Below are 13485 nucleotides of genomic sequence, written 5' to 3' on the forward strand. Positions count from 1 at the left end.
AGGGGAGTGTGAATTTGTGAAAAGATTTAAGAAGAGGTTGTCTTTTGGTTTAGCTATTTTACTTATATTATCGATATCACTAAGTTCACTTGTCATGGCAGCAGGTACCGAACCAGCTCCAGACAACGGGCAGAATAATAACAATAATGCCTGCGAAGAGTATTCTACTGACCGTAATGATATCATTATGGAAGGTCAAGGCACCACCCTCCCAAGCGGGCTGCATGACAATGGATTAATCGTTAATAATGACGGAACAGCTACAGCTTATTTCCATACAAAAGCGGATACTTGCGTACAAGTGAGCTTCTCTTCTTACGTATATCCACCAGGCACAACCCCAGACGATTTCGGGCACCCTTTTGAAACGCAGAAGCATTTTACTGGTATAACGGACGTTTACGCACCAGGTAAAAGCTACAAAATTACAATTGGTCTCCCTCAATGTGCCCCCTATCAAATAGATGTTTATAGTGGACCTCAACAACTGACAATAGGTACCGGCGGTCATGCAGGCACATATAAAACAGCGATTGTACACAAAGAAGGCTGCGGAAATATTATAGTCAATAAATACATCAGTAAAGCAGTAGAAGGTTCTCCTCATGAAGGTGTTACTTTTGAGCTGTGGAAAAACGGCACCCTATTTACGACAGGGGTAACCAATGCAAATGGCGTTATAACCTTTGCTAAAGTCCCTGTCGGCACATACGACCTGAAAGAAATTACATTACCAGGCTTTACAACAGACTTACCTGAGGGCACCAAATTGGTAGTCACCAATGATTCATCGGAGATAAAAATCGTCATCAACACCCCAAAGCTCAAGGTGGATAATGCCTGTGTTAATCCAACAGGACAGCGAGAATGGGTTGTAACCAATGAAAGCAATATCGATGTCCCATTCTCGTGGGCGGCTATCGGAACCACTCAATTCGGAAACAGCACCGTTCCGAAAAATTCATCAGTATCCTTTACGACAAATGCCATTGATGGCCCTTTTGATATTAAAGTCTCATGGGAATTCGAAAAGAATATAACTAAAGCAAGCAATAACACACCATGTCCAACAGAGACACCGACTTCAACACCAACACCAACACCAACACCAACGCCGACTTCAACACCAACATCAACACCAACATCAACACCGACTTCAACACCAACATCTACGCCAACATCAACGCCGACTTCAACACCGACTTCAACACCAACATCAACACCAACATCAACGCCGACTTCATCGCCTTCACCAACACCTGTGACATCTACTACACCAACACCGTCACCTGAGACTACACCATCACCAACGCCTGCTCCAACTGCTTCACCTGATCCATCACCTACACCGGAGCCAACAGCCGTCGTAAAGGGTTCAACTGATGAGAATGAACAACCTCCTAGTGATGATCCAATTGTGATTATCGATGATGAGGAGATTCCGCTAAGCACATTGCCAAAAACAGGCGATAGCAATCCTTTCCCTTACTACCTAATTGGTGCCTTTGCAATAAGTACAGGACTTTTAGCCCTTAGAAGACAAAGAAACAATAAACAAGGCTAATACAATAACTTGAAATTAAAGCAGTAAAATGACAAACACCCCGCATTATGCCTTTTGGGCAAAATGCGGGGTGTTTGTCATTTAGTGAAAGTTTATAATGTAACCCAACCAAATTTAATGGAATGAATTACTGCTTGTGTACGGTCATCAACTTCCATCTTTTGAAGGATGCTGCTAACGTGGTTTTTGACTGTTTTTTCGCTAATGAATAGAAATTCACCGATAAGCTTATTGCTCTTACCTTCTGCCATAAGTCTGAGAACCTCTGCTTCACGGCGAGTAAGCGGGCTATTGTCGCCAGCAACGAATTTCACGCCTGGCTCTTTAGCTGCTGCCGCACCTGACACGATACCCATCTCATCCAAATAAGTCATACGACGTAATTGATTAATTAGCTTACCCGTCACTTTTGGATGGATGTAGGCATAGCCTTGAACAACGGAACGGATCGCATTAATGAGCGACTCTGCCTCCATGTCTTTCAATAGATAGCCTGTTGCGCCTTTACGAAGCGTTTCGAAAACATAGCTCTCGTCATCATGAATGGATAAAATAATAACCTTTACATCAGGAAACATCCCTTTCAAACGCTCTGTCGTAACGACACCGTTTTCAATTGGCATGTTAATATCCATTAGTACAATTTCAGGAATCGTATGGTTGCAAAATTCCAGCACCTGAATGCCGTCACCGCACTCGCCGATGACTTCCAAATCCTCTTCCATATTTAAAATACGCTTAAGCCCTTCTCTAAACAGCTGGTGATCGTCCGCAAGTAAAATTTTTATTTTATGTCCATTAGTCATTGGTCTCTGTATCATATTATTTTACTCCTTTCTATGTTCAGCAGTAGTTGGTATATCTATTATAATTTTCGTCCCTCTCCCGGGATTTGAGTCTATATCCATCCTCCCCTCTATCAGTTCCACTCGTTCCCTCATCCCTAATAATCCGAAATGGGAGTTGCGACTTGCCTCCAGCTCAGTTAAATCGCTGGCAAAACCAATTCCGTTATCTTGAATAATAATCGAAACTAATCGTGAATGATAGTTTATTTCGAGTGATACATGGGATGCATTGGCATGCTTGAATACATTCGTAAATGCCTCTTGAACCAGCCGATAGATGGCTGCTTCCATAGCAGACGGCATCCGAATCTCTTTCCCAGCTAGCTCGAATACAGTATGTACTTTTGTTTTTTCTTCAAAATCCTGTGTAAACTTACGAAGTGTCGGCACAAGTCCTAAATCATCCAATGCCATCGGACGCAAATTAAATATAATTTTGCGAATTTCCTCCAGCCCTGCACGTACCTGCTCCTTCAAATCTATTAGTTCTTCATGCACCATAACAAATTCCTTCTTAATAAGCATACGTTCGGCAATTTCTGTGCGCAATACGATATTAGCCAGCGATTGAGCAGGCCCATCGTGTATTTCTCTTGAAATCCTTTTACGTTCTTCCTCTTGCGCTAAAATAATCTTCAAGCCAAGCAATTGCCTCGTCTTGGCAGATTCCAAAATGCGGGTGACTTGATTCAAGTCACCCGATAAATATTCAAGCACTACATTTATTTGTGAAGCAATCGTTTCAGCACGCTCGATAGAGTTCTCAACATTACGCATACGCTTCTGCAAATCATCACGTCGCGACTTCAGATAAGATTCCTTCTCACGGTATACCATTAGATCCAGCTGTATTTGTGTCGCCTTCTCATATGCTGACTTAATGTCCACTTCCTTGTAGCGAACAAAGTCACGGCTTACCTCTGTCAATCGAATACGTGCACGCCGGTAGTTCTGTTCCAATTCATCGACCTTTTCAATGGCCTTGAACGTCTCTTGAAGCACAACCTCAAGCTCCTGCTCCAGAGATTCCAGCTCCGTGCGCGCCGATTCACAGATTTCATAGATTTGGTATTTACTGTCCTCCATCACTTCAATGGCATTTTTGATAACACGATTAAGATCGATTGTAAGATGGTCCACGACAGATCGGCAACCTTTCTATTTAAAGGTTTAACTTTTCTATCATACCACAAAATGTCTAAATTGCGTCCCCTGTTAGTAGATGGTAACCTTTTTGGTTTTCACATCATAAGTGACTTTAAATCCTAGTTTTTCAGAAAATAAACGAATCGGAATAAGTGTCCTTCCGTCACGTACAATTGGAGCAACCTCTGCTTGCTGTACCTTGCCGTCCATTACGAATTCCTTTTTGCCTATTGTCATTTCCATCAGCTTATTGCCGCGCAGTACGGTTACTCTTCTCGTTGGATGATCGTATACAAGTTCAGACCCCAGTGCCTCTGACACAAAACGTACAGGTACATAGGTTGTTCCATTTAATAGAATAGGCGCCGTATCTAATTTAATCGCTTTGCCGTTCACTGTTGCTGTTGCCTTGCTTATGGTCATCTCGACTTTCGCCTTCGTATCAACCGTTACAACAGGCGGATACTGAAGCTGTATATTATCCAGTCCGATTGCTCCTGTTGCCGCCCGTTCATCTTGTCCTTCAGCAATCGTCACTACGTATATCCGCTTCAGCTTGACAGGATATTTCATGCCGAGAGCTGATAAATTCATTTTGACTGTCTTCCACCCGCTCCAATCAAGCTGCTTGGCCACATCTACGAGATGTGCTTTGCCATCTGCATCTATAAACTCCGCGCGTACCCAGTTCAAGCTATTATCGCTGTATAGATCGAGCGACATCGAGGTTGGCGAGCCAGTGAGTGTCTGACCTGTTGGACCAAATAGAGCGTAGGATGCTTTTGTGCCTGTTCCCAATGTGAAATCATAATCTAGTTTCAATGCTTTTGGCGATTTCTGACCTGGAAGGTCGGTAACGAGCTTCACCTTTCCTGTAGTTGTAGCAGGCGTTACTTGACTAGTAATGGCATATGCCGATTGCTCGAAGTCTGCAAAGGTTTTTGTCGTTACGCCTTTCGTGAATGGAATCATAGTCGGAAAGCCATCATATCGACCGATCGCATAGCCCGTACCTGTTTTCGTTTCAACCGAATCAACAGTTAGGTTATTGCCTGATTGAGTCGCTGTAAAACCTACATATTCCCATTTTAGTGAGTCACCGCTAAGCTTATAGGTTTTTCCGTTTTTCAGCCTCACCGTTACAGGCACAGCAACTGTTGCCCCTTTCGAGAGCACGCCGGCTGCTGTATCAATTGACATGGATGCGATCTGATCTTGTCCAATAACCTCAACCGCATATTTAGCTGTTGCCGCACCCGATTTCACGGTTACTGTTGTTTTCCCAATCTTGTTAGCCGTAAACACATTTCCTGCAAAGCTGCCAATTCCATCAGAGGCGCTCCACTCCGCAGTGGTATCGTCAAATGTCATCGGGTTATAGTAATTGTCGTATCCCTTCAACGAGAAGGTAGTTGACTGTCCAAGAAACATCACATTGCTTCCCTTAACTTCAATCCCCTTGAGCGTGCCCTGTGGAGCGGTTGTAAAAACGCCGATACCATTGGCTACGCTGCGCTGAGTCGTTCCATATTGTGTCGAGTGAGCAAGCTGTAAGGAAGTGCTGCCAAGCGGACGCTCTATCATGGTCGTCGAACCGCCGCCGTCCAGATTTACCCCTTTGTCTACACCGAGTTGAATCATGATTTGCTGCATTTCCTTCAAGTTCACACCTGTATTGCCGCCATATCTCTCACTTGTTATTAGATAGACTTTGGTGCCGTCCTTGGAATATCCAATCGCTGAACGTGAAACGTAAGACGAGCCGCTTACACCCGTAATATCACGTGAAAAAGCAGATGCCGCACCGCCACTAACCAATAGAGTATGTCCGCCTACCATCATTTCAAAAGAAGCTGGATCGACCTTCGCACCGCTAGTGAGCGAGACCAGTGAATAATCGCTGGTTATGGCCTGTCCTACTTTTAAATGCTCCCTCACATAGGTTGCTGCCTTACCATGCGTACGTAGAATATAACCATCCTCAGGGATTGGGGTTACTATCGCTGTATTGTCTGGAGAGATTTCTTCAATAATGCCGTTTCGAACTAAAACTTCTTTTGGTTTCGTATAAGAATTTTTCGGACGCTCTGCACCGCCCCAAGCACTTGTATATATGTACATCGTATCAACGTGGCTATATGTAGCTCCGGTCGTTTCCGGATTATACGCGGATTGGTTAAATCCCTCAAGAGGGAAAGTTGACCCGTCTTCTGCCGTCACTGTGCCTTCAAACGTATAATTATCAATCATTGGCTTGCGATCCTTCGTCAACGAGAAGGCATACATGCCTTTTAACTTCGATGGACTAGTCAAAAATGAACCGCTTATGACCTGTCCACCAAGCGGTGCACCCTCTGCACCCATAACGAACACATCGGCATTAATAGCTGCTACTGCTCCATTTTCCTTCGTCATATTTAGAATCGTATTTGTTTTACCGGTATTGTTATTTTTACCGCTCATTGTGTTCAACGACACATACGGATTCGTTAAATCAACTTCGATAACATGTACATCAGTCTGTACCTTCGAGCTGCCTCGCGTTGTATTCCATACATAGTCTAAACGTTTAGCACCTGCGGTGACATAGGACTGTTGTTTTAGCTTAAGGACTGGGGCAGTAGTCGTTGCCGCCTCTGCTCCCTCTATGATTGCTGTATGCCAGCTTCCTGGCATTATTGACGCTATTGGCTGCACGAGCAATGTCCCGCCCAACGCTACAATTATGACTCGTTTTCCTAGACCTTCTATCGGCCGTCCAACGATGTTCTTAACCTTACTCATTATATGTACAACTCTCCCATCTCATTATCTATTAAATATAGACTACAACTCTATTATAAAAGTTACGCTCGATAAAAGACTGCTATCACTTTATTCCGAATGAAAGATATCCCCTATCTCTATCAAAAACAGAAAAAGTCCCTATCCACGCATTCCTCACGTAGATAGAGACTTTTCAAAATACTATGGTGTTAGAAACTTCGCCTTTTCCAGCAAACGCATCAGCATGACTGTGCCTTCTGCACGAGTCGCATTCGTCAGCGGACTTAGTGTCTTCGCATTCTTGCCAGTAATAATACCGAGATAAACCGCATGAGCTACATCTGTCTTCGCATAAGAACTGATCTTACCTTTATCGGTAAAATTCTGCAAATAAGACGCCGTTGAATTTGGCGGGCTTACCGTCAACTCAGCTACTTTCGCCGCTCGCATCATCATCGCCGCCATATCCTGGCGCGTAATCGGGTTATTCGGCTTGAAGGTGCCATCTGTATTGCCTTTTACGATACCTGCTTTTACAGCCGCTCCAATATATGCACCCATAGCTGTGTTTGATGTGACATCCTTAAATTTGGCCGCTGCCGCCTTATCGCCCTGAAGTCCAAGACCCTTCGCAATGTACGTGGCGAACTCGCCGCGGGTTATGTTTTTATCCGGCTCAAACTTCGTTGTAGTCCGGCCTTCCACAATGTATTTGCGCGCCATCGTATTAATCGTCGTCGCTGCCCAGTGCTTCGATATGTCTGTGAAGCTTGACGTGTTCCGTACAAGAGCGTAAGCGCTGTTGCCTTTACGCTTGAAGGTTGCGGTCGTCTTGCCGCCCGCTGTAGTTAACACCGTCGGAATATAAGATAACGATCCAGCCTCTGAGTCGTACCATACAACGGATGTTTGGCTCGTATCCACTGGCAAGCTTGTTTTAATTGTTCGGGAGATGTAGCCATTGAAGTCCGTTAGTACCTTCTCTAAGCTTCCGTTAACCAGTGATACTTCGAAATTAACAGGCCCAGCAATTACTTGTGCCTTCGCACTATTTAACATCGTGCTTAAGTTTGCCGCTTTGGTTGATACACCTTGGTCTATCTCAATGAGTAAATGATTTGATATGCTATTGCCATTTAACATGCCTGACAGCTCCGCATAGTTAACCGCCTTAAGTGGAAACTCATAGGTCACATCGCCATGCTCTACAGCAAATATCGTATTCCCGCCCTGCTTATTAGCCATATCCAATGCGATGACGGGTATAGCTACAATGGCAGCTCGTTCATGTGCTGGCACTTTAAATACGACGCGCGGATTCGTCAGTCCTGCAGCCCTTGCCGTCTGATAAGCCACAATAAACTTGTCGTTCATTACCGTATAGCGATTGGCTACATTGCCAGCCGGCGATATATCCGTTGAAATAGTTGATGCAGATGGTTTTAAACCAACACCACCCTCTGCTGCTTCATAATCTCCAGATAAGCTGTCCAGCAGCGTAGTTTGGTTCGCAACATTTTCGTTCGAAATGCTGTTAACTGTCAGCCCGCTAATCGTCTTTAAGCCTGATGCATTGGAGAAATATGAAATAGAAGCTCTATCACCAACAGCTGCTGGAGATGACAATGTCAAAATTGCAGTTGTTCCACTAATATCCACCCTAGAAACCATTCTAGCTAGATCGTTTATACGTACGAAAAATAGACTGGTGTTAGGAATGGAAGCTGGATTAAGTATATCACTGAAAGTAAGTGTCAGCGCGGAGCCTTTCAGAATCGCTCCTACCAAAGCTCCTGGCTGGCCTGTTCCGCCGCCTCCATTTGCCTGTACTGCGTTGAAGGATTGTGCTGCATTCCAAGACAGGTCAAGAAGTGTATTTCCTATTGCTACATAGGATACGATAACTTTTTGCCCTGCTGTTATACTGGTGCTCAAATTCAAAAGAACAGAGTCGCCTGATATAACAACCTGACTAACTGCACGCATCACGTTATCTACCAACACCGTATATTGGGACGTAGACGGTACATATTGTGGATTGAGAACTTTATCATATTTTAGAATTACAGCTGTGCCGCTCGCACTTATATATTGCAGGTTTAATCCTACTGTCGGTATCGGCGGCGTAGTTGAACCCGTTAGATTAAAATTGCTGAATCCCCCCACATTATTACCTACCAAGTCTCGCAATGGGTAGGAGCTTGGGACATAGGTTACCCAAACGTATTGCGAGCTTTGTATCGTACCATTAATGGTAAGTGTGACCGTACTGCCGCTGCTCGAAATCGAAGTTGCGCTATAGTTGACACCTCCGACATTCACAATAAATTGCAAGTAAGCATTGCTGTTGACAGGCATTAGCTCCTTGTTGAACGACAATGTTACTGAGCTGCCATATGCAGAACCGCTAACGATTCTTGGAACTGTAGTATCCTGTCCTGTCCCTACATCCTTTAATGAGAAGCTTGGCGCTTCGTTATCAGATAAATCGCGAATTCTACCGGACGCTTCTTTGGTATAAGAAACCTTCACTAGCTGTCCGTTAATGACTGCGCTCGACAAAGTAAGCAATACTGTATCACCCACTATTTGAGTAGCCGTAACAGGACGAGGCGCACCATTTACTGTTACATAAAAGCTGCCCGATGAAGGCCATATTCCAGCATTAAGCTCCTCATTGTAAATGAGCCTAATTGTTGTTCCCACAGCCTCTGATCTGCTAACAGCTGGTGGAGTCGTATCGGATCCTATTGTTTTGAAGGTCCACTGGTATTCATTTAATATACCGGCAAACGTATTGCCCACCAGATCGGTTACCCCATTATCAGGTATATAAATATAATAAGAGGTATTTCTCAGCAAATTAACTGTAGGTGTAATTAGCAGTTTTTTATTGTCCGTTCCATCTACAGTAACGTTAGCATCAATCGGAGCTGCCGACGTTCCGGCTTGATAGAACTTAATTACTCCCGGACCTTTCTTAATCGCTTCACTGAAATTTGCTACAAATGTGGCATTCTCTCTCACCGCAGTTGTATTGTTGACTGGACTTAATGAGCTTAGAGTAGGCTTCACAGTGTCTTGCGTAATCGTGAATGTCCAGCCTGTATTTGCTGTAATACCTGTGTAAAAATTGCCCGCAGCGTCACGAATTGCTCTATTGCCAATCGTTACGTAATACTTTTTATTATTTACAAACAATTTGGCTGACTCTCCGCTGATCTGTCTATTCGGATCAATTGTTAATTGGTAAGTTCCGCCGCCAGTAACACGCTCCGATGTAATTGGGATGCTTCTAAATAAATTTCCATTTGCTGATTCCCGTATTTCAATATTCCCGACACTTGGAAATACAGGTTCATTAAACGTTAGTTGAAGTAACGTGTTTGTATTACCTGAAACTCCGTACTGGACAGGAGAATAGGTTGTCACATAGGGCGCATCTTTTTCAAAGCCAGGATCCGTGGTGAAATTCCAGATGTTTGCTCCTGATATTCCGTGATACCATTCATTCCCGTTTGGATCTGGCTGAGTGAACGCCCCGGGATCGATTAAAACATAATAAGCTGTATTTGCTTCAAATGGTTTGCTTGGTATTATTTCAACTTGATTACCTGTCACTTTGATTCTTTGAGTGTTTGATGCATCATAACTTTCGAAGGCCGTGTTATTGCTTACTCTACGTATTTCAATAACTTTATTCGGACGTGCTTGAACATTTCTATCGAATGAAATAGTAAGAGTAGAATCCGTTTTAACAGAGGTTGCATTATCTGCAGGCGAAAATGGTGAACCTGCGGCCAAATTAACAGGCGCTGGTCCTGTTTCAATAATCCAAGAAGTACCCAAATAATAATTACCCGCTGCATCCTGGAACGCAGTTCCCGGAATGGTTACAGTATATCTCATATTCGGCTGCAAGGCTGCCGGAGGTTGGATTACAATTTGATTGTTAGCACTACCACTGCCACTAACGGCACTAGAAGTTACCGATATCGTTCTTGTGTCTTCTGTTGAACTAATCAAGATATCCCCGCTTGCGGCGTATACTGGCTCATCAAATGTTAAAATAATCGGTGTACTAACATTTGCTAGTGTTGTCGTTTCTGGACTCTTAGCGGTAAGGGATGGTCTTATAACGTCATTTACAGCATTTGTACGGAAATTCCAATCGCTTGCGCTTTTTATACCTGCAAAGCCTTCACCATTGGAAGCATTAAGAAAAGCACCAGCGTCTACTAGCACATAATAATCTTTATTCAATGCTAAAGCTTTGCTCGCATCCGACTTATCCAAAGCGATTGTAACGATTCGCTGAGTCGAATCAATAGCAACACGATATGAAGCTACGCTAATACTCTCAAGCAATCTGCTAGTTCCATATTCATAAATAGAGACGGATGTAAATTCAGACCCTTTGACTACATTTTCATCAAAAATCATTTTTAAATGAGCAGAAATAGGTACATTAGTGTGATCATCAGCAGGACTGAGGCTTAACGCTACTGGGCCTGACGCGGCTGCTTCAACTTGCTGCGAACCTATAGACCACCCTGACAAGCTTACTTGCAGCATTAGCAGGACGGCGATTAACAATGACAGTTTGCTAGTTCGATTCATTCCATTCACTCCTCAAAAAATACACTCGTACCTTATTTGTCGGTAAGTTGATATGAAATATTTAGGTTAATTGCATATTTAGTATAGAACTTATTAACAAAAAAAAGCTGTCAGTAAAGTAGTTGTGCTACTTTACTAACAGCTTCGTATGCCCAAAAGGGTAATAACAATAGAACTATAACTTAAATGCCAGCTTGTGCTTGAAGCAACTCCGCTTTGTCAACGCGTTCCCATGGAAGGTCGACATCGGTACGGCCAAAATGTCCGTATGCTGCTGTTTGTGCGTAAATCGGACGACGAAGATCAAGCATTTTGATAATGCCTGCAGGACGAAGGTCAAAGTTGTTAGTAATCAACTCAACTAGCTTCTCCTCTTCGATTTTGCCTGTATCGTACGTATCTACACTGATCGAGACCGGTTGCGCTACACCAATCGCATACGCCAATTGGATTTCACATTTTTCAGCAAGACCAGCTGCAACGATATTTTTCGCTACATAACGAGCCGCATAGGCTGCTGAACGGTCAACTTTTGTAGGATCCTTACCAGAAAACGCGCCGCCGCCATGACGAGCATAACCGCCATACGTATCCACGATAATTTTCCGACCTGTTAAGCCTGCATCGCCTTGAGGTCCGCCAATAACAAAACGTCCTGTTGGGTTAATGAAATATTTCGTATTCTCGTCAAGCCATTCCACAGGAACAACTGGTTTAATAACTTGCTCAAGAATATCATATTGAATTTGCTCTAGAGTAATTTCTTCCGCATGTTGAGTAGAAACAACAATCGTATCAACACGTACTGGCTTGCCATCCAAGTATTCGATCGTAACTTGTGTTTTACCATCTGGACGAAGGTATGGAAGTGAATCGTTCTTACGAACCTCAGACAAGCGACGAGCGATACGATGTGACAAGGCGATAGGAAGCGGCATAAGCTCAGGAGTTTCGTTTGTTGCAAAACCAAACATTAGCCCTTGATCTCCAGCTCCAATATCTTCATTCTCCAGCTTCATGTCTTTGCCGTCACGAGTTTCAAGTGCAGCATTAACGCCTTGCGCGATATCTGCAGATTGCTCATTAAGTGAAGTCAATACCGCACATGTACTTGAGTCAAAACCATACTTCGCGCGTGTATAACCAATTTCCTTAATTGTCCGGCGTGCAATGGATGAAATATCTATAAAGTCAGCTTTGCTGCTAATTTCACCAATAACCAGTACTAAACCTGTTGCTACAGAAACCTCACAAGCAACACGAGCATATGGATCTGCTTCTAAGAATGCATCCAAGACAGCATCAGATATTTGATCACAAATTTTATCCGGGTGACCTTCTGTAACTGATTCCGATGTGAACAAGTGGCGTCCTTTAACCGACATCCGTATCAACCTCCTATAACCATATTATGATAAGTTCTTAAGTACTACATTATAGGTCCTTAAGTTCCGCACAAAAAATGAACCTTTTCCGCGGAGGAAAAGGTTGTTTGACAACTCTTCTAAATCAATATGATACCGAAAATGTCGCATCGTGTCAATGGACGCCCTTATCCTGGACAAAATTGGTCAATTTTATTGATAGCTGCCAAGAACTTGCTCAGCTTGAGCAATTAGCCTGCGCGTTATCTCCCCACCCACTGAACCAGCTTGTCGTGTTGATATGGCCGACCATTGTACACTATGAGCGCCGCTGTTACTTGAGGCGGCGCCTAGCTCTCCTGCAAATTCTGTATCAGCACCAGTAGCCGAATAGCCTCCTGACATCAAACCAAATTCTGCAGCAATTTCGTACTTTAATGAGTTAAGAGCAGCTTTACTTCCTGGTACTACAATTTTATTCGAGCGACTCATGTTTGGATACACCTCCGAGTAATGTAAGAATACATCTGTATTGTGTGTCCTACATCGCTTTTTGAAGCGTATAACCTTTTGTCAGCTCGGGTAAAATGTAGAATACCATGGAAGATCCGCCAATCCTATTGCAAGGTATAATTTCCTTTTACCAATACGGTTAGTGCTTTTGTTTCATCAGAAGCACCTTGTATACCGCGACCATCGCGTGGGAACCATATAAGATGGTTAGTCGGTACAAGATAGCCTTTCTTAATATCAGTACCGCCAGTCAAATCAGAGATTCCGTTTGTATCTGAACTGTAGGCAATCGCTTTGCCCACACGCACAACTACTTCAGCGCCAGCTGCAGCCATAAGCGTCTTTCCGACAGGAATTTCAACGACCTCTAGAGCCATGCTCGCGCCTGAGCCATCTGAACCGCCAGGATTACCACCGCCGACAGAACCTGCACCCAGCTTCGCGATTTGTTCGTCAACGTAGCTCTTTGTCACAACAGGGTCCTCTACGGAGCCAGGTGTGAGTGATACACCATCGCCTTTAACAATTGACGGCCATAACGTACCTACCCAGATACCTGCACCTAGAACAGCAACTGCTGTTGCTATCTTTACAGATTTATTCTTCATTCTTGTTCCCCTCTCTGCTAGTTTCCTAGATGTTTACTATTCATAGGATACTTGAT

8 protein-coding genes are annotated in these 13485 nt (G+C 43.7%); 1 reads left to right on the plus strand and 7 read right to left on the minus strand.

Translation table 11 applies throughout. The annotated features are described in order from the left end of the window. Positions 1 to 16: 16 nt before the first annotated feature. Positions 17 to 1564 carry a SpaA isopeptide-forming pilin-related protein gene (locus AC0YN7_RS23700; protein ID WP_475812505.1) on the plus strand — a complete coding sequence of 516 codons (1548 nt, stop codon included), beginning with the start codon at positions 17 to 19 and terminating at the stop codon, positions 1562 to 1564. 92 nt (positions 1565 to 1656) lie between these two features. On the opposite strand, the gene AC0YN7_RS23705 is transcribed toward AC0YN7_RS23700, so the two are convergent. From AC0YN7_RS23705 to AC0YN7_RS23735, 7 genes are all read right to left on the minus strand, one after another. Beyond that, complete coding sequence (locus AC0YN7_RS23705) at positions 1657 to 2385, minus strand: response regulator (protein WP_475812506.1); 729 nt, start codon at positions 2383 to 2385, stop codon at positions 1657 to 1659. 6 nt (positions 2386 to 2391) lie between these two features. Further along, entirely contained in the window at positions 2392 to 3552 is a 1161-nt protein-coding gene (locus AC0YN7_RS23710; RefSeq protein ID WP_475812507.1) for a sensor histidine kinase, read from the minus strand. Positions 3553 to 3627: 75 nt separating this feature from the next. Beyond that, positions 3628 to 6342, minus strand: a complete 2715-nt coding sequence (locus AC0YN7_RS23715) for a stalk domain-containing protein (protein WP_475812508.1) — start codon at positions 6340 to 6342, stop codon at positions 3628 to 3630. Between the two features lie 183 nt (positions 6343 to 6525). After that, positions 6526 to 10944: an Ig-like domain-containing protein gene (locus AC0YN7_RS23720; RefSeq protein ID WP_475812509.1), complete on the minus strand. Its 4419-nt coding sequence runs from the start codon at positions 10942 to 10944 to the stop codon at positions 6526 to 6528. A gap of 182 nt (positions 10945 to 11126) precedes the next feature. Beyond that, on the minus strand, positions 11127 to 12329 hold the full coding sequence (gene metK / locus AC0YN7_RS23725; protein WP_475812510.1) for a methionine adenosyltransferase: 1203 nt from the start codon (positions 12327 to 12329) through the stop codon (positions 11127 to 11129). 192 nt (positions 12330 to 12521) lie between these two features. Continuing rightward, positions 12522 to 12800, minus strand: a complete 279-nt coding sequence (locus tag AC0YN7_RS23730; protein ID WP_475812511.1) for a small, acid-soluble spore protein, alpha/beta type — start codon at positions 12798 to 12800, stop codon at positions 12522 to 12524. Positions 12801 to 12925: 125 nt separating this feature from the next. Beyond that, positions 12926 to 13429 (minus strand): hypothetical protein, encoded by a 504-nt coding sequence (locus AC0YN7_RS23735; protein WP_475812512.1) that lies wholly within the window; start codon positions 13427 to 13429, stop codon positions 12926 to 12928. Between the last annotated feature and the right edge of the window lie 56 nt (positions 13430 to 13485).

It is taken from the genome of Paenibacillus sp. J31R122, assembly GCF_056269185.1.